Raw genomic sequence first — 20,182 nt, forward strand, 5'->3', positions numbered from 1 at the left:
TAGTAGCGGGCTACTCTGAGATTCATCTGAACGAGGCAAGCATGAGCAAAGGCCCACAGCCCGGCACTGGCAAGGATCAATGGCTGCAACTGATCAACGAAAAAGGCTGGTTATGGACGCCCACCCTGCGGGCAGACGCGCAGGAGGCGCCCACCTTGCTGCTGGCACATGGCGCAGGCGCACCGATGGACAGCGATTTCATGAGCCACATGGCCACCGATATTGCGGCGCAAGGCGTCAGCGTCCTGCGCTTCGAGTTTCCTTACATGGCCCTGCGGCGTCACGGCGGCAGCAAGCGTCCGCCCAATCCGCAGGCGCAATTGCTGGAATGCTGGCGAGAGGTCTATGCCTTGGTCAGGCCTTTTGTGGCTGGGCGACTTGCTGTTGGCGGCAAGTCGATGGGCGGGCGAATGGCCAGCCTGATTGCCGATGAGATCGAGGCGGATGCGCTGGTTTGCCTGGGGTATCCGTTCTATGCCGTGGGCAAGCCGGAGAAACCGCGCGTGGCCCATCTGGCTGAATTGAAAACACCTGCTCTGATCGTTCAGGGCGAGCGCGATGCGTTGGGTAATCGCGAAGCAGTGGAGGGTTATGCGTTGTCCAGCGCTATTCAACTGCACTGGTTGCCGACCGCCAATCACGACCTCAAACCATTGAAAGTCGCAGGTATCAGCCATGAACAATGCCTGGTCGAGTCGGCGCAAGTGATTGCCCGCTTTCTGCGCACCTGATTTATCGGCAATGTACGTCGAAAAAGCCGTTGGTCACTTCGAAATTAATCGATGACATGCTGAAACTGAAGCGTCCGCGCAGGCGCAGAGTATAGGGATTGGCTTCCAACAGGCTCAGGGTGCCGTTTTGAAAGTGTGCCGAATGATAGAGGGTGTTCTGCCGGTGCTGCGTCTCGTTGTAAATCACTTTGATCTGGGCATGGCCTGGCAGATTGTGATCACCGGGTTTCAGGTCGTTGTCCAGAAACAGCCCGATAGTCGTTCGTTTTGTGCCCACCTTGCCGTCGACGATCAGCTTCCATACCCACTGATCGGGTGCCTGCTCCAGCTCAGCCCGCAGGGTCAATTGGCCCGCCAGGGCAAGCACCTTGAACGGTCGCTTATTGACGCAGGCCTGAAAGCTGCCTTCACACGACGCGGGACGAACAAAGCGTTTGGCTGGGGATGTGGTGGGGTGCATGGCCTGACTCTGTAGAACGTATGAATAGAAGCAGGGCGTTGCCCTCTCAGGTAACGCCCTGTTTGATAATTACAGGTTCATCAGTTTTCGATCATCTGATGCCAACGCCAAGACTGGAGTTGTGGCTCTTCAACTTGAAGTTTCCGCCAGAGACCATGTTCTTCACGTAGTACCAGTTCCAGCCCCCGATGCCGGCGCTTGAAACAGTGGACGACCAATAATTACCGTTGCCCATCGGCCAGCGATTGCCGTACAGGTTATAGATCTCCACCAGTTCGTGAATAGTCGGAATCCTTGCGCCGTTGTTGCCTGCGTTTTTGCTGATCTGAGAAAAGCTCCCGCTGCCCAGGCCGATGCAATGGATGACGCCGACGACGGTGATCAGGTAGCTTTTACTCGCGCCCGAAGCATCGGACGCCGTAATGGTGGCCGTGCCGTTGCCTCGAACCGAGGCCAGGCCGTTGCTGTCCACTTTCGCGACCAGCGGGTTGCTCGATGTGTACTGATAGGGTGCCTGTCCGCCGCTGGCCTGACGCTGAAGGGTGGTGTCGGCCGGGAAGTTCGGCAGCAGGTCCGGCGAGCCCGGAAGCAGATAAACCTTGCCGGCCAGCGTAACCGGCGAAGTGTCCAGCACCAGCTCGGGCTGCCCCATCAGAATCTGCAAGGCCAGTGTGTCGGATACCTGTACCAGACCATTGACGCGATTGACCACATAAGAAACCGCCACCGTCTGCCCGGCGTTTGCCGTTACCAGCGCCGCAGCAAACACTACCTCCAGCGTCTTGCCCGCGTCCGCGCCGGTCAGCGTCTTTTCCCGTGTGTCATTGCCGTTGGGCCCTTGCCATTGCACGATCACCTGATCGCCGGCTTTCAGGTTGGCGGTGGCGTCGATCACTACGGTTGCCCCGGATGGGGCGTTAGCTGGGTCTAGCGTGTTGCCGGTGGCTTCTTTTATGGTTGGAGTGGGCAGGGGCGTTGCTTGCGCGAGTTGCAGCTTCACGTCCACCGCCTCCGAGGCCATGGACAGATTCCCTGCCAGATCTGTAATCGTGTAGTAAACCGGCGCCTCAATGTCGCCGATCAACTCCAGAAACGGCCTGGCGAAGTCGACCATTGTTCGTTTAAGACCCACGTCATCACTGCTCACCACCGCCATCGGACCGGGCAGATCATTCCAGTAGGTGCGGACAACATCGCCCTCCTGCATGCCGTTGTAGCTGGCAATCGTCCCTGAAAGCACGTTACCCATGGTTTGCAGTTCTTCTGAGGTCAGACCGTTCTGTACCTGCGTGGGAAAAATGATGGGGGCCAGCAGCGGATCGCCAGGCGGGGTAAGGTCTACGATTACAACTGCCTCGGCAGAAAACTCGACGACCATATTGATCGGGTTTTCGACCGCGTAAGCCACAGAGTGACGACCTTCCGTCAACAGCTCGGATGGAATGTGCAGCATGAGGTCGTCACCTGGCATCTGCGAAAGCAGGATCTCTTTCTTGAGACCAATAAGCACTCCATCGAAGTACAGCTGATAGGTATAGCCGGGGCGCGCGCCTTGCCAGACGTTCAACAGCACTTCGAGGGGCGTGTTCAAACTGTCGATGGGTAATAGCCCATCGTTCAAGGCGGCTGCGATGACTGGCGCAGTCAGCACGGTTTCTTTTTTTTCAGTCGCAAGGTTATACATGGGTGTTCCTTATAAGTTTAAAAGTTGCGGGCGTTGTGAGCCCGCAACGGTTTAGCGACCCAGACAGGTAAAGTCGGTAGGTTTAAGCATATGCACGATGACGCGAGTGACCGTGGAGTTTGCCGGACTTTGATTGCTGCCTTCGACAGGGTCGACGGTATAACTCGCCTCCGCAAACCCTGTGCAAATAAGCAGTGTGTTGATCTGAGGGACCTTGAATACATGCCCTTGCACAACATCCACTTCATCCAGCTTACGAGTCGTCACATAAGTAGCGGCTTCGATGGGATTATTGAAGTCGTCAAAACCCTTGAACGTGAAGGTGATCTTCTGGCCCTCGGCAATATTTACATAAGGTGAAACTTTTACATCGGCACCGTCCGGATTTTCATTGGGGCCCAGCACTCCGTTGGACGTGAGATTGAACGTGGGCCCGGTCAATCCGTTTTCGCCACCGGGTTGCTCTTCTCGAGACCGTACTGTTACAGGCTGAGTCGGACTCGTCATACTGTTTGGGTTTCCTGTACGCGTGACTGTGAAATACACGGGAATGGCTTCGCCGGTGCCTTGCAACTTCATCAGCTCGTTATCAATCGGAATAATCAAGTCTCTTGCCGCTGCAACGTCGCTAGACCGTATTTGATACCACTGCGTTTTTACCTGATTGCCCCAGTACAGGTTCAGATCATCATTGATTTCGAACCCCGTATTCCAGGCCACCCCCCCTCTGCCGTTCAACTCGTAATCGTCTTCATCGATAAAGTTGTCCTGAGTGTTCGGGTTTTGTACGCTCGTCCCTTGTATCGTCAAATTGTTCAAGGGGGTGGGGAAGGGAAGTGTTGTAAAAACGTCTATATGGGTGTCCAGCGATGTGCCCGTCAGTTCGCCGTTGCGAAACACTTCATAATGAACCGCTGTGTCGCCTTGCGGACCTTGGGCAATGGCCTCAAATGGCAGTTTCAACGTGAGTATGACGGCTTCATCTTCGTCGCCAGGCGCGACGAATACAGGGGTCAAGGGATTACTGGTGCCCCAGAATAGCTGGATGCTATCAAGCGCCGCTGCGCCCGGATAATGGGGGATGTCGACAAGTACTCCCGCTTGAGCTTCCAGATAATCAACCAGATCGCCTACCGCTTGATCAATGACAGGTGCCGGATAATCAGAAGGCAAGTCTTTCAGCCTTAATTTCACCTCTACAGTGTTCGAGAGGATTGAAGGGTTGCCCGCACGGTCGATGACCTGGTAACACACCTGCTTTTCTTCCTCCCCCAACGTTTGTAGAAACGCTCGTGTAAAAGTGACCGAGACCTTGTCCAGCCCCATATCGGTTTCGTTGACGACAGCAGTGGGGCCTACGATATCTCCCCACCTGGTCAGAATGCGGTCATGCTTGGCCATACCGGTGTAGCCGGCAATCTGTACATCAAGTTGGCCACCCAGTTGATCGAGCTCGGCGGCAGTCAGACCGTTCTGGATCTCGGCTGGGAACTGTATGGCAGCAAGCTCCGGAGCGCCTGGCGCTGTCCGGTCGATCTGAATCCGGAAAATTTCCGATTTCTGTTCTACCTGATTGATCGGATTGACAACGACGTACGCGACATCGTGGAAACCTTCCAGCAACAGTTCGGCCGGGATCTCCAGGTGCAGGGGGTCTCCTGGTGCATGTGAGGGCAGAATCAGTTTTCGGGGACCGGTCGCGATACTGTTGAACAGCAGTTGATAGGTGTAACCAGGAAGTGCGGCTGGCCATACAACGAGATCGACCGTCAACGTTTGGGATGCGTCAGCGACCGGTATGAGCCCTGGCGTATCCTGATCATGAAATGCGACTGCAATATCGGGTGCAGTCAATACAAGATTCAAGTTTCGATGCCTGTTTCCGGAAACTGAAACAGGTGTTGGGAGATAGTTGTTTGAGCAATTTTTCATGTGTAGATGCCTTGTCATTAAAATTTTGTAGGGGATTTCCTACTTTTTCGAGCGCGTTTCTGAATAAGGTTTTTTTGGCTGGTACTTGGCGAAAGAGCTAATGATGTTCCCAGTCACAATTGGACGTAATAGGGTTTTAGTGGGTTGGTCAAGTGGTTGCGTGGGAATTATTTAATTGGTTTGCGAATTTTTTGCTTGGCGTCCATTTGGATGCTCGCTGTAAGAAAATTCTTATATTATTTTGGGAATGATCCTACGTTTTGGGTATTGAACAGGGCCAGAGTTTATGAATTAAGTGAGCTATCTTTCCACTCTCAAAAAAACGAGGAGATGGACGGTGTCTAGTAGAAGAAGTAATGTCGTTAAGTCGCGGGGTGGCGCGTTTCAACTTGCCGTGATTGCCTTTGGTGCTCTAGCTAATGTGCAGGCGTCGGCAGCGGCATCGAGCGATAATAATGGTCTGTCTTTAGACACTGAAGCAGTCACCGGATTGTGGCCGGATGAAAAGTTGCCAGATGAAACCGTTAGACGGGCTGAAATCATTACCGTAGGTCCTGATACTCCCTTCGATTCTTATCATATTGGTGATCAAAGTATTCTTAATATTGTCGGTGGGCGAGCAGACCAGGTGGTTGTGAGAGACGCTACTGTCAATATTCAGTCCGGCGTGGTTGAAAGCGGTATCAGCCTTTCCGATGCGCTGGGTAGTCTCTCCAACGCTACCGTGAAAAACGCGACAGATAGCGGCATTGTTCTTCATGGAGTGATGGGCTCTATCAACCCTGGCTCCACGGTATCGGCTCATTCAAGCGATGTATCGGGATCGGGCTACGGTATTTCAGTCGGGTTGTGGGGGGCGCTGAGTATTTTCAATACCGATGTGCGCGGGTTTGCGTCGCAAAGCAAAAGTGGCCAGGGGATTTTTGTTTCTGGCGCCAATGTGCTGATCGCCGACAACAGTCATGTGACAGGCGACATGAATGGAATCCATCTGGTAGATGGATCCCAAGCCGGAATACTGGTCGGAAACAAGTCCGTTGCTGTGATTGACCGATCGATAGTCCAGGGTTTGGCCGGGGCCGCCATCAAAGTAAACCAGCGCGCTGCGCTCGACATCGAGGCCGACATTGCTGTGCAAAACCATTCCGAGCTATGGGCCGGAAATGGCAACCTGCTGGAGGTGGAAGATCACAGCACTGTCAACTTCAACGTCGACAACAGCACCCTCTACGGCGACCTTGTCGCCGATGACACCAGCACCCTGAACATCACGCTGCAAAACGACGCGCAATTGAACGGCAACATCGTCAATGGCAACCGTCTGGCGATTACCTCGGGCAGTCACTGGCAGATGCAGGGCGACAATGCCGTCAAGTCGCTTTCTCTGCACGGGGGGAGGGTTTCGTTTGCTGGTGAAGGGTTCCATACACTTTCGCTGAATGAGTTGTCAGGGGGCGGCACGTTTGGCTTGCGCGTGGATCTGGACAACGGTGTCGGAGATCTTATAGACGTCAACGGCCCGGCCAGTGGGCAGTTCGGGTTGCGGGTGCGCAACACGGGGGTGGAGGTTGTCTCTGCTGACATGGCACCGCTCAAGGTGGTGCATACCGAAGGTGGTGACGCGCAATTCAGCCTGCTGGGCGGGCGTGTCGACCTCGGCGCCTATTCTTATCTGCTGGAGCAACAGGGCAATGACTGGTTCATCGTCGGTAAAGACAAGGTCATAAGCCCCTCGACCCAGAGCGCACTTGCGCTTTACAGCGCGGCACCTGCCATCTGGATGAGTGAGCTCTCTACCCTGCGTTCGCGCATGGGCGAGGTTCGCGCAAGCGGCAGGGCGGGCGGCTGGATGCGTGCCTATGGCAACAGGCTTAATGCCACGACCAGTGATGGTGTCGGCTACCGGCAGAAGCAAAGTGGCCTGTCGCTGGGTGCCGATGCGCCTGTCGAGGTCAGCAGCGGCCAATTGGTGTTGGGTGTGCTGGGAGGGTACAGCACGTCCGGTATCGATTTGAGCCGTGGTACTACGGGAAAAGTCGACAGCTACTATGCAGGTGCCTATGCCACCTGGCTGTCGGACGACGGCTACTACGTTGACGGGGTGCTCAAGCTCAACCGCTTTCGCAACAAGGCAGATGTTGCCATGAGCGATGCAAGCAAGGCCAAGGGTGACTACACCAACAACGGGGTAGGGGGCTGGGTAGAGTTCGGCCGCCACATCAAGCTGGCGGACGATTACTTCCTTGAGCCCTTCGCTCAGCTGTCCAGCGTTGTCGTTCAGGGGCAGGAGCTGCGCCTGGACAACGGCATGAAAGCGAAGAACGATCAGACCCAGTCGGTATTGGGCAAGGTTGGCACCTCGCTCGGCCGCAGTGTTGCGCTCAAGGATGGCGGAGTGTTGCAGCCTTATGTGCGTGTCGCCATTGCGCAGGAGTTTTCGCGCCATAACGAGGTGAAAGCCAACGATGTTAAATTTGATAACAGCCTGTTCGGTTCTCGCGGCGAACTGGGCGCCGGGGTATCGGTGTCGCTGTCCGAGCGTCTGAAACTGCATGCAGACTTCGATTACATGAAAGGTCGGCATATCGAGCAACCCTGGGGTGCGAATGTGGGGCTACGCCTGGCATTCTGATTCTTAAGGCCAGTACCTGAGCAACACCAGAGTCCCCGGTGAGTGATCACCGGGGGCTCTTCAGTTATTGATCGATAAACCTGCGTTTGCGTTGCCTCTGTCGGGACGTGACAGGCACTGCATAGTTGACGTTCACCCGCAACACCGGCGATGTGCCGATCAGGCGATGATCGCGATAAAGCTCGTAATACAGGTCAACCAGACCGTACTGAACATAGGGCGTGAAGTTGTAGGAAATACACAGCACACGTACCACGCTGTTTTCGCCTACCCGATGGAAAAGCGTTGTCGATGACAGGTTTTTCCCCCAATAGAAATGGATTTCGTCACCCCAGCACATTTTGACCGACCCGGGGATATGAATGGTAATGCCCGCATGTGCCTGTTCGTGACTGATGGAATCAGGATCGATGTCAGGCAGCACAGGTGCTTTCAGCGTGTTGGAAATATCGGACGGAAGATGGAGGGGGCTCGCCTGTCGGTAGAGGCTCTCGTGGGGTGGGGCTTCTTGAACAGCACTCGCGCTTTTGGGGTTGTTTTTTTCTTTTTGGGTGCGCGCCGCTACATCCGTGGATTGTTCTTTATCCATCGTAAACTCTTTTATTGACATTAAGTTGAGTTGTTATGTATATGCCGGCAGTTGTCGGCAGCGGAAATATTACAAGGCACATAAGTGTTCAGGTCAAGTGTCTGCCCATTTCAAAGCCATGCACGGGTTGTGTATGGTTGTGAGGTTACATTTTGTAGCATGTGCGTACTAAATTATTGATCATTAGTGTCAAGGATGCTGTAAATAAAGGGTAAAGCTGGGTGCAGGTATTTTTCTTGAACTTTTTCTGCGTGAAATACCTGTAGGACGTTAACTACAGATAAATCTTACAAAAGGTAAAAACTGCGTTTTGTCTAGATTCCCACTCATGCATAGGAATATTCACTCAACTTTATCATTAGGGTCTCGCACGCATCAGCGTGCGAAACCGTCAAGTTGTAGGCAAGAAATGTAGGCTGCTGTGCTTAAAGCTGCATTGACAGCGTCACGGAGTGCGAGAGTAGTGACGCATTGTCCGCACAGTCGATGACCTTATAGTTGATCGTGACATGGTCGCTGGCAGGAACCTCTGACTGAAAGCTATCTACAGGGCTTGCTGCTGGAACACGGGTGTGGAAAATTGATAGTACTCGCTGAAATCCTGCAAGTTGTCTCTCCAATTAAAAAGGCAGGCGCCACATGGCGCAGAGCTGAAGTTTTTACTCAAGTGATAAACGATAGTTACAGGGGTAATAAATAACTACCGCACCACTTGAATTTCAACTCATCGGAGTATGAGTGCGCTGTAACGGTAAAAAGTGCTACGTTGCTGTCGTCGAAGGTGTTAAAGAAATATCCTACGCAGTCTTCAGATCGCTTCCCGGATTCTGTCAGATTTATATTTAAAACTAACCGCGCACACCACTAGCGTTCCATAAAAAAGCCCCGACCAACCGAAGTTTGTCGAGGCGTTGAAAACAGTCTCAAGTCTCAGCGATTAAATCGCTCCACCAACGAATACTGCGAGTTTGCCGTATCGGTCAGTTCACCACTCAACACTGCCGAGCGATGGGCTTCGTCCGATGTCTGGTCAGCCAGGCTGGCGATGGTGGCGATATTGCGGTTGATCTCCTCGGCGACGGCGCTTTGCTCTTCAGTGGCGGTGGCGATCTGGGTGGTCATGTCAGTGATGTTGGCGACGGCCTCGCTGATGCCCACCAGTGCCTGGTCCGCTTCCAGCACCCGGGCCACGCCTTCTTCTGCCTGACGGCGACCTGCGTCCATGGTTTGTACCGCGTCGTTGGCGGTCTGCTGCAGTTTGGCGATCAGACCATGGATCTGCCCGGTGGACTCAGCAGTGCGTTGCGCCAACTGGCGTACTTCATCCGCCACGACCGCAAAGCCGCGGCCCATCTCGCCGGCGCGCGCCGCTTCGATCGCGGCGTTTAGGGCCAGCAGGTTGGTCTGGTCGGCGATGCCTTTGATCACATCGACCACGCCGCCGATTTCATCGCTGTCCTTGGCCAGTCGGATCACGGTCAGGCCGGTTTCACCCACCGAGGTGGACAGGCGCTGAATGGCTTCGCGGGTTTCACCGGCGATATCGCGGCCGCGACGCGTCAGTTCATTGGCCTGCTGGGTGGCATCGGCAGCACGGTTTACGTGGCTGGCGACTTCCTGGGTGGTGGCGGCCATCTGGTTGATCGCGGCGGCGACCTGCTCGGTTTCCACACGCTGGCGCTCCAGCCCGGTCGAACTGGCATTGGCCAGCGAGTTGGACTGACGAGCCTGACTGGTCAAGTGTTCGGCGGTGTCCTGCAAACGCGTGAGACAAGTCTTCAGACGTGCTTCCTGGCTGAGGATCGACATTTCCAGGCGCGCTTGTGGGCCACGGCTGTCGGTATACATCTGTGCGATGAGTGGGTCAGAGGTCGTCTGCTCGGCCAGGCGCAACAAACGTTTGGTGCCGCGCTGCTGCCAGGACAACCCCAGCAGGCCCAGTGGCACTGAAAGCGCCGCCGCCAGGGCAAAGCCCCAATGCGAGTTGAGCCATACGCCGATCAGGAAGCTCAGTTGACTGACCAGAATGAACGGCAGCCAGTCCTGAAGTACCGGCAGCCACTTGTCGCGGCTCGGTATCGCGCTCTTGCCCTTGTTGATCCGGGCATAAAGCGCCTCGGCACGACGGATCTGTTCGGCTGTCGGTTTGATGCGTACCGACTCGAAACCCACCACCTTGCGGTTTTCCAGCATCGGCGTTACGTAGGCGTTGACCCAGTAATGATCGCCGTTCTTGCAGCGATTCTTGACGATGCCCATCCACGGCTGCCCGGTTTTGAGAGTGGTCCACATGTGCTCGAAAACCGCAGGTGGCACGTCCGGGTGACGCACGGTGTTGTGCGCTGCACCGAGCAGTTCCGCCTCGCTGTAACCACTGATGTCGACGAAGGCATCGTTGCAATACGTGATCGTACCGCGGGTGTCGGTGGTGGAGATCAGTCGCTGCTCGGCAGGAAAAGTCCGCTCATGTTGAGTGATGGGCTGGTTGTTGCGCATTGGGTTTCGATCCTTCGATCCGGAAGACTATGGTGTGTTATCGGCCGGCGTGTCGATAAATTGAGCGGTGCGTCACAAATGACCGGGCAGTCAGCATTACCGGCCAAGCATGGGGTAGGTGAAAAGCCCGAAGTGCACCAGATTCAGACCGAAGTGACTGATGATCGCCGCTTGCAGGCCACCAAAACGAAACGCGATGCCGTAACCCACACCTGCCATGCTCGCCAGCACCATCCACTCCCAGCCGGCGCCTGTGTGAGCGAGCCCGAACAGGCTTGCAGCAAGGGTGATCGACAGTGCGCTCGCAAACCTAGAGCCCTTGAACAGGCGCTGCAGACCGCCTTGCAGATATGCGCGAAAAAACAGTTCTTCGGTCAGGGTCACCAGCAACAGGTTGTTGAGCAGCCATATCAGGCCTTGATCAGGCCATTTGGGTGCCCAGCCGACAACGTTGAGAATGACGGCTGCTGTCATGCAGAACGCTGACGTCACGATCAGCGCGAGAACGCCGGTTTGCAGCGAATGGGTCATGTCGACCCTGGGCATGATCCACGGGCAGGCCAGTATCAGCCAGAAGCCGATCAGAGGCTTGTCCAGATAAAGCGACATGGAAAAAACCTGGGCATCGGCCGTGAATCGGGTGGCCTCGATGACTTGCGCGCTATTGAAGCCGGGTGCCAGATGAAAAGCCAACGCGAGGCCCGTCACAATAAACAGCGCGTGACCAAAAAGGCGGATGTATTGATGGGAGGGCAACGCCACGCATAACCAGGCGAGGAGCAACAGGCTGAAACTTGCGGCCGCAGAAGGGGCAAGGCTGCCATAGGACAGTGCAAGCGCGTAGCCAGCACTCAGAAGAAAGAGAACCAGCCAGTGCCTCGTACTCATGAGATACATCCTGCTTCAAGAAGCGCAGGATTCTATCCGACGTCCAGCGATGCCGGTTTGAGCTTAGACAAATCTTCATGCACGAGCCTGACCCCTAAGCTGGGGCAGGCTGCGTGTCAGGCAATGCGTGTCAGGAAGCGATCAGCTGTCGCAACACGTAATGCAGAATGCCCCCCGCCTTGAAGTATTCCACCTCGTTAAGCGTGTCGATGCGGCACAGCACGTCGACGGTTTCCTTGCTGCCGTCTTCGCGGTTGATATGCAGAGTCAGGCTCATGCCCGGTTGCACGTCGGCGTTGGTCAGTCCGGTGATTTTCAGCGTTTCCTTGCCGGTCAGGCCCAGTGTCTTGCGGGTCTGGCCGTTCTTGAACTGCAAAGGCAGCACGCCCATACCGACCAGATTCGAGCGATGAATCCGTTCGAAGCTTTCGGCGATGACAGCCTTGACGCCTAACAGATTAGTACCCTTGGCCGCCCAGTCGCGACTGGAGCCAGTGCCGTATTCCAGCCCCGCGATGATCACCAGCGGCGTATTTTCTGCCTGGTAGCGCATGGCTGCATCGTATATCGCCAGCTTCTCGCCGGAGGGCACATGCAACGTGTTACCGCCTTCCTCACCGCCGAGCATTTCGTTGCGAATGCGGATATTGGCGAAAGTGCCGCGCATCATCACTTCGTGGTTACCGCGGCGTGAGCCGTAGGAGTTGAAGTCCTGATACTTGACGCCTTTTTCCTGAAGGTAGCGTCCGGCGGGGCTGTCGACCTTGATATTCCCGGCAGGGGAGATGTGGTCGGTGGTCACCGAGTCGCCCAGCAAGGCGAGGATGCGCGCGTTTTCCACGTCTTCGATAACCGGTAATGGACCACCGATGTCTTCGAAGAACGGCGGGTGCTGAATGTACGGGGAGTCGTCCTGCCAGACATAAGTGGCGGCCTGTGGCACTTCGATGGCTTGCCATTGTTCGTCACCGGCAAACACTTCGGCGTATTCCTTGTGGAACATACCGGTGTTGACGCTGGCCACCGCATCGGCGATTTCCTGCTGGCTTGGCCAGATATCGCGCAGGTAAACCGGTTTCCCGTCCGACCCTTCGCCCAGTGGCTCGCTGCTGATGTCGATTCGCACCGAGCCTGCCAGTGCGTAGGCGACCACCAGAGGCGGCGATGCCAGCCAGTTGGTCTTGACCAGCGGATGGACGCGACCCTCGAAGTTGCGGTTGCCCGAGAGCACCGAGGCCACTGTCAGGTCGGATTGCTGAATGGCTTTTTCGATAGGCTCCAGCAGTGGGCCGGAGTTACCGATACAGGTGGTGCAGCCGTAACCCACCAGATCGAAGCCCAGGGCGTCGAGGTATTGGGTCAGACCTGCCGCGTTGTAATAGTCGGTCACGACTTTCGAACCGGGTGCCAGCGAGCTTTTCACCCAGGGCTTGCGCTTCAGGCCTTTCTCGACAGCTTTTTTTGCCACCAGCCCGGCGGCCATCATGACGCTGGGGTTTGAGGTGTTGGTGCAGGAGGTGATCGCCGCGATGACCACGGCACCGTCCTTCAGGTTATAGGTCTGGCCGTTGTACTCATACTGGGTTTCACCGCTGACCTGAGCCTCGTTGCCCACCGCGACACCGCCGCCGCCTTCGCTTTCCAGACGACCTTCGTCGACCTTGGCGGGCTTGACCTGCAAACCGAGAAAGTCGCTGAATGCCTTGGATACATTCGGCAGCGCGACACGGTCTTGAGGACGTTTGGGGCCTGCAAGGCTGGCTTCCACGGTACTCATGTCCAGTTCCAGACTGTCGCTGAACACCGGTTCCTGACCTACCAGACGCCACAGGCCCTGAGCTTTGCAATACGCCTCGACCAGCTTGACGGTCTCGTCAGGACGACCGGACAGACGCAGGTAGTCCAGCGTCACCTCATCGACCGGGAAGAAACCACAGGTCGCGCCGTATTCCGGTGCCATGTTGGCAATGGTCGCCCGGTCTGCCAGTGGCAGATCAGCCAGGCCGTCGCCGTAGAACTCGACAAACTTGCCGACCACACCTTTCTTGCGCAGCATCTGGGTGACCGTCAGCACCAGATCGGTGGCGGTGATGCCTTCCTTCAATTTGCCGGTCAGCCTGAAACCGATGACTTCCGGGATCAGCATCGACACCGGTTGGCCAAGCATCGCCGCTTCGGCTTCGATACCGCCCACGCCCCAGCCCAGCACGCCAAGGCCATTGATCATCGTGGTGTGCGAATCGGTGCCGACCAGGGTGTCGGGGAACGCGTAAGTGCGGCCGTCTTCTTCCTTGGTCCACACAGTGCGGCCCAGGTATTCGAGGTTCACCTGATGGCAAATGCCGGTGCCGGGCGGCACTACGCTGAAGTTATCGAAAGCGCTCTGACCCCAACGCAGGAACGCGTAGCGCTCACCGTTGCGCTGCATCTCGATGTCGACGTTCTCGCCGAACGCTTCGGCGTTGCCAAACTTGTCGACCATCACCGAGTGGTCGATGACCAGGTCCACCGGGGACAGCGGGTTGATGCGCTGCGGGTCACCACCAGCCTTGGCCACGGCAGCGCGCATGGCGGCCAGATCGACCACTGCCGGCACACCGGTGAAGTCCTGCATCAGCACGCGGGCAGGGCGGTATTGAATTTCCCGGTCCGAACGGCGCTCGGTCAGCCAGTCGGCAATAGCCTTGAGGTCGTTGCCAGTGACGGTCTTGTTGTCCTCCCAACGCAGCAGGTTTTCCAGCAGCACTTTGAGTGACATGGGCAGCTTGTCGAGGTCGCCAAGGGAGCGGGCAGCTTCCGGCAGGCTGAAATAATGATAGGTCTTGTTGTCGATTTCGAGCGTTTTCAGGCTCTTCAGGCTATCAAGGGAGGGCATGAATGTCTCCTTTCTGGATTGTTCTCCGAACATCGGTTCACGGGCTCCATGTGCATCAGGTCGGGAGCGCCGCATCAGGCTTCAACTGCTGTGGACTGTTGCGCAGCACCAGTGGTTCCTGGATTGGGCTATCATGCGCGGCTTTCAAGTCTGCGGGGTTACGCCCGAGTGCCCACTGCCCAGGAGTAACCCATGAATACACTGTTTATGCACTGCCGACCCGGTTTTGAGGGCGAAGTCTGCTCGGAGATATCCGATCACGCCGCGCGCCTGGACGTTGCCGGGTACGCCAAGGCACGTCCCGATACCGCCTGTGCCGAATTCATCTGCACCGAGGCGGATGGTGCCGAACGGTTGATGAATGGTCAGCGTTTCGACGCGCTGATCTTTCCCCGGCAATGGGCGCGGGGGATGTTTCTCGAGTTGCCGGAAACCGACCGCATCAGTGTGATCCTTGCGCAGCTTTCGGCGTTTCCGGGCTGCGGCAGCCTGTGGCTTGAGGTCGTGGATACCAACGACGGCAAGGAGCTGTCGAATTTCTGCAGGAAGTTCGAGGCACCGCTGCGCAAGGCTCTGATGCAGGCAGGCAAGCTGGTTGACGATCCGCGCAAGCCGCGTCTGTTACTGACCTTCAAGAGTGGCCGTGAAGTGTTTCTCGGTCTGGCCGATGCGGACAACTCTGCCATGTGGCCGATGGGCATCCCGCGCCTCAAGTTTCCCCGCGAGGCGCCTAGCCGTTCCACCTTGAAGCTGGAAGAGGCATGGCACCATTTCATCCCCAGAGACCAGTGGGACGAACGCCTTTCCGGCGACATGACCGGCGTGGACCTTGGCGCCGCACCGGGTGGCTGGACGTATCAACTGGTGCGCCGGGGCATGCTGGTGACGGCCATCGATAATGGGCCGATGGCGGAAAGCCTGATGGATACCGGGCTGGTCCAGCACTTGATGGCTGACGGTTTTACCTACAAACCCCGGCATCCGGTGGACTGGATGGTCTGCGACATCGTCGAGAAGCCTGCGCGCAATGCCGCGTTGCTGGAAACCTGGCTGGGTGAAGGCCTGTGCCGCGAAGCAGTGGTCAACCTCAAACTGCCGATGAAACAGCGCTACGCCGAAGTACGCCGATTGCTCGACCGTATCGAAGAAGGCTTTCAGGCGCGTGGCGTACGGGTGTCGATCGGCTGCAAACAGCTCTACCACGACCGCGAAGAAGTCACCTGCCACCTGCGCAGGCTTGATGTGGCCAAAGCGGCCAGAAAGTGATTTCTCACACTCGCGCCGCATGCTTCAGTGACTATCGGATTTCAGTGACTATCGGATTATCGTGCCAATGCTCCGCGTTGGTACGCAGTTCGTGACGCTCTGCGTCACAAATCTTCGATACGAAACAATGTCATGCCTTACACGCAGTCGCTGCCAACGCAGTGCTTTTCAACCGCGATGGCACTGTCTACGCAGAGTGCGACGTTAGTGACGGCTAAGTCCTGGCGCTGATCCGGGGGTAGCCTGGCAGGACGCCAGGCTAGCCGCACCGGGCCATGGATGGCCTGTTGCGGCGACCCCCGGATCAGTGTCAGGGCGAAGGAACCCGACGCAGTCGGGCCGGAAACAGGAGCGAGGGGGTTTGGTTACTTTGCCCCGTCAAAGTCACTCGCCGAGGGGCGAAAAGGTGACCTGAGTCGACCCTCAATCCACCTGAAGTCGCAGAACCGCTGTGTGACGCAGAGCGTCACGAACTGCATGCCTACGCGGAGCGCAGGCACGATAATCAAACGCAGTGCTTTTTAACCGCGATGGCACTGACGACGCAGAGTGCGACGTTAGTGACGGCTGAGTCCTGGCGCTGATCCGGGGGATGCGAGGCAGGACGCCGAGCAAGCCGCACCGGGCCAAGGATGGCCCGTTGCGGCGACCCCCGGATCAGTGTCAGGGCGAAGGAACCCGACGAAGTCGGGCCGGAAACAGGAGCGAGGGGTTTGGTTACTTTGCCCCGTCAAAGTCACTCGCCGAGGGGCGAAAAGGTGACCTGAGTCGACCCTGAATCTCACTGAATCGCAGAACTGTGTGACGCAGAGCGTCACGAAAGGCATTACCACGCGGAGCGTGGGAACGATCCTCATCGTAGTCTGAGCCCATTTTCCGGACTTTCAGCACCAGCGCCACTCAACCAAACCCCACAATAGCCTTGGTCTCCAGATACTCTTCAAAGCCATGCACGCCATACTCGCGGCCATTGCCCGAGCGCTTGTAGCCGCCGAACGGGGCCATCGGGTTCCAGGCGGGGTAGTTCAGATGCACTTGTCCGGCACGAATGCGCGAAGCCACCGAACGGGCCTGCTCAAGATCCTGCCCCTGTACATGCGCGCCCAGACCGTAAACGGTGTCGTTGGCAATCGCCACGGCCTCATCAACCGTGTCGTAGGCAATCAGGCACAGCACCGGACCAAATATTTCTTCCCGGGCGATACGCATGGACGAGTCCACTTCGGAAAATACCGTCGGCCGGGTGTAGAAGCCTTGCTCATGGCCTTGCACACGGCCTGGCCCGCCGCAGACCAGCTTCGCGCCTTCACTCAGCCCGGCATCGATCATCGCCTGTACGCGGTGAAACTGTGCCTCGTTGGCGATCGGCCCCAGCACTGTTTCCTCACGCTGCGGATCTCCCACAATGATCGTCTTGGCCGTCTCGGCTGCCAGCGCTTCAACTTCCGCCAGTCGGTTCCTGGGCACGATCATGCGGGTCGGCGCGCTGCACGACTGGCCAACGTTGCGGAACGCGGCCATCACGCCGGGCGGCACCGCTTTGGCGAAGTCGGCGTCGGGCAGCAGAATGTTCGGTGATTTACCGCCCAGTTCCTGAGTCACCCGTTTCACGGTCGGTGCGGCAGCCTGCGCAACCAGCGCGCCTGCACGGTTGGACCCGGTGATCGAGATCATGTCGATGTCAGGGTGCGCAGCCATCGCGCTGCCTACTTCAGGGCCGCTGCCATTGACCAGGTTGAACACTCCCGGCGGCAGGCCCGCGTCATGCACCAGTTGCGCGAACAACAAGGCGCTCAATGGCGAGAGTTCGCTGGGTTTGAGCACCACCGTGCAGCCAGCGGCAATCGCCGGGGCGACTTTTGCAGTAATTTGATACAGCGGCCAGTTCCACGGCGTGATCAGCCCGCACACACCGATGGGTTCGCGTTCAATCGCGGTGCCGCTTTCGACGCTCTGGAAGCGATAGGTCGCCAGCAGGTCACGCGCAACACGAACGTGCTCTGCGGCAAGTGGCACCTGCATCGCCCGCGCAGAACTGATAGCTGCACCCATCTCCAGCGAGATGGCCTGCGCCAGTTGTTCCTTGCGCTCGAGGATAAGCTCATGGATGCGCCCGATTATCTCGGCCCGGGCGGGCGCCGAGGTGCCGGACCAGCCCGCAAAGGCTGCCCGCGCCGCTGCAACCGCGCGGTCGACGTCGGCGGCCGAGCCACTGGCAACGTGCGCCACCACTTCTTCGGTCGCCGGGTTGATCACCGCAATACTGGCCGGGTTGAGCGGCGCCGACCAGCGACCATCAATATAGAATTTCTGCGCGGTGTCTGGATCAACGCGACGGCTGTTCAAGGACTGTGAGGTCATCCAGCGAGCTCCCTGGAGCGATAATGGGCGAGGTCAGGCCGTTTGATATCAGGCCGTTATATGCCTATAAGCTAACAAAGCGGTCTGGATAAAAAGCGCCGATCTGCCGGTCTGCAAAGAATAATCTGCTGTATGCGACCCGCTAACATTGCGGACCTGTTCCGGGGCTTTATCCGCGCTGATTTCAGCCTATGGCCTGGGTCACCAGTGCAAACTGCTGCACGTTCTTGCTCGATGGCGGCGGCGTTCCGAGCACCATGCGCGGTGCCCTGTCGACACACGGCAGGCCCAGGCTTTCGAGCCACGGCGCCAGGCCGCAATCAGCCAGAATGTCGAAGCGCACGAACATGCCGGGTATCCGTTGCAGCAGATGGGCAATCAACTGCCGTGCCTGCCCCACGTCACGGGCCACCAGCGGGCCGATGATATGCCCGCTGCCGAAGCGACGCAGCAGGGCGATGCCTGTCAGGCGCCCCTCATGGTCGATGCCCACCACCTCTTCTGCATCGCGCGACAACAGGTCATTCAGCACGACGGTGCGATCCAGACCGCTGCCCGTGTTGGCCAGCCTGATCAGTTCGGCATGGTCGGCCGGACATAGCGTCCGAACCGGCAGACCATCGCTCGGTGTCGCCAGCCCTGACAGGTCAGCAATGCCCTGATGCTGCTGGATCCGCGCAAAATCGACAAAGCCAAGGCTCCGGTACAACGGCGCGCCCAGTTCCGTGGCATTGAGGATCGGTGTGCGCGGTGCGGTTGCGTCAAGGCACAGATGCATCAGGCGGCGACCGATGCCTTTGCCCTGATGTTCATCGCTGACAATCACCAGACCTATGGATGACCAGTCGCCCTGGTGGCAGGTGAATGCCACGCCCACCAGTTGGCCGTCACGTTCGGCGACAAAACCCTCGGAGGTGCGTTGCACCATGGCCCAGTCTTCTTCGCGGTGCGGCCATTTGAGGTGTACCGAGAGGGCATGGGCCGCAGGAATGTCCGCCTCAGTCACCGGGCGATATCGATAGAGGGTATCTGGGGTCGCGTGCATGGAGCCTCCGTTGCAAGGGTGAAGTGGGTCGTTTCGGCTCATATGAGCTTGCCTGTGCTCATCAGGCTGGACGTGAACGGCATCTCGATGGCCGTCGGGTCAGTGAAGCGGCGAATATCGAACGGGCTGATCAAGGTGCGCGTACTGCCGGTGCTGATCAGCTCGGCCATGACATCGCCGACGCCGGGGCCGAGCTGAAAGCCGTGGCCGCAGAAGCCAAACGCGTAGAACAGGCCGTCCACCTTGCCACTGCGGCCCATGATCGGCAGAGAATCCGGCGTATAGCTCTCGATGCCGCTCCAGACACGGATGATGTTCAGCTTCTCTGCGCCGGGTAACAGGCGTTTCATCTGCTTCATCTGGTTGATCAGGCTTTCCGGCTTGAAGTAGGCGCGGCGATTGAGCATGTCCGGTTTGTTGCGATTACCACCGCCGATGATGATGTTGCCGCGCGGTATCTGGCGGAAATAGATCACTTCTTCCTTGATTTTGGTGAACACTCCGAGCACCGTCGGCAGGGCGTAGGGAACCGGTTCGGTCACTGACATTTGCGGCCCGTTGGGCTCCAGCGGAACCGGCTCGCCGAACTGCTCGGCCAGCTTGGCCGCCCAGGCCCCGGCGGTGATCAGCAATTGCTCGGCGACGAACAACTGGCCGTCGGTGGTGCTGACGTGAAACTCGCCGCCGACCTTCTGCACCTCTGCCACCTCGGTGCGCTCTTCGATTCTTGCCCCGGCGCGAATCGCCGCACGGGCGAAGGCGGGTGCGGCCAGGCGCGGGTTGGCGTGCCCGTCGTGGGGCGCATAAGAGCCGCCTTTGACCTCCGGGCCGAGAAACGGGAAGCGCTCATGCAGCGTCTTGCCCCTGATCACCTGCAAATCCAGCTCGCGGGCTTCGGGTGCGGCGGCATAGGCCTCCAGTTCAGCGATTTCGTCTTCGCGATAACACACGCGCATATGGCCGCTTGGAATGAACTCCAGGTCTTCGCCGATCAGTTCGGGCAGGCGTTTCCACAGCGCCCAGGAGCGATTGGAGAGTTCCAGCTGGCCGAGAAAGCGGCCCTGGCGGCGCACGTTGCCGAAGTTGACGCCGCTGGCGTACTGGCCGATCTGGTCGCGTTCCAGCAGAGTTACCGAGCGCCCGTGCTGGCGCAGGAAAAACGCTGATGACGAGCCCATGAAGCCGCCGCCGATAATCAGAACGTCGCTTTTTTGCGGGGTCAT

Annotated in this window: 13 protein-coding genes; 3 read left to right on the forward strand and 10 right to left on the reverse strand. The window is 57.7% G+C overall.

Annotation, left to right across the window (positions count from 1 at the left end; translation table 11 throughout):
* Positions 1–41 precede the first annotated feature (41 nt).
* Positions 42–731 carry an alpha/beta family hydrolase gene (locus tag AC4ANK_RS12115; protein WP_002554245.1) on the forward strand — a complete coding sequence of 230 codons (690 nt, stop codon included), beginning with the start codon at positions 42–44 and terminating at the stop codon, positions 729–731.
* A gap of 1 nt (position 732) precedes the next feature.
* On the opposite strand, the gene AC4ANK_RS12120 is transcribed toward AC4ANK_RS12115, so the two are convergent.
* From AC4ANK_RS12120 to AC4ANK_RS12130, 3 genes are all read right to left on the reverse strand, one after another.
* Entirely contained in the window at positions 733–1,191 is a 459-nt protein-coding gene (locus AC4ANK_RS12120; RefSeq protein ID WP_005731593.1) for a hypothetical protein, read from the reverse strand.
* Positions 1,192–1,282: 91 nt separating this feature from the next.
* A complete protein-coding gene (locus tag AC4ANK_RS12125) occupies positions 1,283–2,875 on the reverse strand; it encodes an immunoglobulin-like domain-containing protein (protein ID WP_031595106.1) in 1,593 nt (530 codons plus the stop codon).
* A 51-nt stretch (positions 2,876–2,926) separates the two neighbouring features.
* On the reverse strand, positions 2,927–4,807 hold the full coding sequence (locus AC4ANK_RS12130; RefSeq protein ID WP_002554241.1) for a hypothetical protein: 1,881 nt from the start codon (positions 4,805–4,807) through the stop codon (positions 2,927–2,929).
* Positions 4,808–5,573: 766 nt separating this feature from the next.
* Here AC4ANK_RS12130 and AC4ANK_RS12135 point away from each other — a divergent pair.
* Positions 5,574–7,439: an autotransporter outer membrane beta-barrel domain-containing protein gene (locus AC4ANK_RS12135; protein WP_005731598.1), complete on the forward strand. Its 1,866-nt coding sequence runs from the start codon at positions 5,574–5,576 to the stop codon at positions 7,437–7,439.
* A gap of 64 nt (positions 7,440–7,503) precedes the next feature.
* On the opposite strand, the gene AC4ANK_RS12140 is transcribed toward AC4ANK_RS12135, so the two are convergent.
* The 4 genes from AC4ANK_RS12140 to acnA form a co-directional block, all read right to left on the reverse strand.
* Positions 7,504–8,028, reverse strand: a complete 525-nt coding sequence (locus AC4ANK_RS12140) for a hypothetical protein (RefSeq protein WP_002554239.1) — start codon at positions 8,026–8,028, stop codon at positions 7,504–7,506.
* Between the two features lie 930 nt (positions 8,029–8,958).
* Positions 8,959–10,524 carry a methyl-accepting chemotaxis protein gene (locus AC4ANK_RS12145; protein WP_031595104.1) on the reverse strand — a complete coding sequence of 522 codons (1,566 nt, stop codon included), beginning with the start codon at positions 10,522–10,524 and terminating at the stop codon, positions 8,959–8,961.
* A 96-nt stretch (positions 10,525–10,620) separates the two neighbouring features.
* Complete coding sequence (locus AC4ANK_RS12150) at positions 10,621–11,412, reverse strand: CPBP family intramembrane glutamic endopeptidase (protein ID WP_002554237.1); 792 nt, start codon at positions 11,410–11,412, stop codon at positions 10,621–10,623.
* Between the two features lie 130 nt (positions 11,413–11,542).
* Positions 11,543–14,287 carry an aconitate hydratase AcnA gene (acnA, locus tag AC4ANK_RS12155; protein WP_460382860.1) on the reverse strand — a complete coding sequence of 915 codons (2,745 nt, stop codon included), beginning with the start codon at positions 14,285–14,287 and terminating at the stop codon, positions 11,543–11,545.
* A 192-nt stretch (positions 14,288–14,479) separates the two neighbouring features.
* Between acnA and rlmM the strand changes: the two genes are divergently transcribed.
* Positions 14,480–15,553 carry a 23S rRNA (cytidine(2498)-2'-O)-methyltransferase RlmM gene (gene rlmM, locus AC4ANK_RS12160; protein WP_002554235.1) on the forward strand — a complete coding sequence of 358 codons (1,074 nt, stop codon included), beginning with the start codon at positions 14,480–14,482 and terminating at the stop codon, positions 15,551–15,553.
* Positions 15,554–16,453: 900 nt separating this feature from the next.
* Here rlmM and AC4ANK_RS12165 read toward each other — a convergent pair.
* The 3 genes from AC4ANK_RS12165 to AC4ANK_RS12175 form a co-directional block, all read right to left on the reverse strand.
* Positions 16,454–17,914 carry an aldehyde dehydrogenase family protein gene (locus tag AC4ANK_RS12165; RefSeq protein WP_002554234.1) on the reverse strand — a complete coding sequence of 487 codons (1,461 nt, stop codon included), beginning with the start codon at positions 17,912–17,914 and terminating at the stop codon, positions 16,454–16,456.
* Between the two features lie 184 nt (positions 17,915–18,098).
* Positions 18,099–18,959 (reverse strand): GNAT family N-acetyltransferase, encoded by an 861-nt coding sequence (locus AC4ANK_RS12170; RefSeq protein WP_002554233.1) that lies wholly within the window; start codon positions 18,957–18,959, stop codon positions 18,099–18,101.
* A gap of 38 nt (positions 18,960–18,997) precedes the next feature.
* Positions 18,998–20,182, reverse strand: coding sequence for an NAD(P)/FAD-dependent oxidoreductase (locus tag AC4ANK_RS12175; RefSeq protein ID WP_031595101.1), 1,185 nt, complete (start codon positions 20,180–20,182; stop codon positions 18,998–19,000).

The sequence above is a fragment of the Pseudomonas sp. Pmew2 genome (assembly GCF_058129885.1).

Coding starts and splice junctions, on each gene's coding strand:
- AC4ANK_RS12170 (WP_002554233.1), bottom strand. CDS start 18,959: ATGCACGCGACCCCAGATACCCTCTATCGATATCGCCCGGTGACTGAG.
- AC4ANK_RS12115 (WP_002554245.1), top strand. CDS start 42: ATGAGCAAAGGCCCACAGCCCGGCACTGGCAAGGATCAATGGCTGCAA.
- AC4ANK_RS12130 (WP_002554241.1), bottom strand. CDS start 4,807: ATGAAAAATTGCTCAAACAACTATCTCCCAACACCTGTTTCAGTTTCC.
- rlmM (WP_002554235.1), top strand. CDS start 14,480: ATGAATACACTGTTTATGCACTGCCGACCCGGTTTTGAGGGCGAAGTC.
- AC4ANK_RS12135 (WP_005731598.1), top strand. CDS start 5,574: ATGGGCTCTATCAACCCTGGCTCCACGGTATCGGCTCATTCAAGCGAT.
- AC4ANK_RS12165 (WP_002554234.1), bottom strand. CDS start 17,914: ATGACCTCACAGTCCTTGAACAGCCGTCGCGTTGATCCAGACACCGCG.
- AC4ANK_RS12140 (WP_002554239.1), bottom strand. CDS start 8,028: ATGGATAAAGAACAATCCACGGATGTAGCGGCGCGCACCCAAAAAGAA.
- acnA (WP_460382860.1), bottom strand. CDS start 14,287: ATGCCCTCCCTTGATAGCCTGAAGAGCCTGAAAACGCTCGAAATCGAC.
- AC4ANK_RS12175 (WP_031595101.1), bottom strand. CDS start 20,182: ATGACCCCGCAAAAAAGCGACGTTCTGATTATCGGCGGCGGCTTCATG.
- AC4ANK_RS12145 (WP_031595104.1), bottom strand. CDS start 10,524: ATGCGCAACAACCAGCCCATCACTCAACATGAGCGGACTTTTCCTGCC.
- AC4ANK_RS12150 (WP_002554237.1), bottom strand. CDS start 11,412: ATGAGTACGAGGCACTGGCTGGTTCTCTTTCTTCTGAGTGCTGGCTAC.
- AC4ANK_RS12120 (WP_005731593.1), bottom strand. CDS start 1,191: ATGCACCCCACCACATCCCCAGCCAAACGCTTTGTTCGTCCCGCGTCG.
- AC4ANK_RS12125 (WP_031595106.1), bottom strand. CDS start 2,875: ATGTATAACCTTGCGACTGAAAAAAAAGAAACCGTGCTGACTGCGCCA.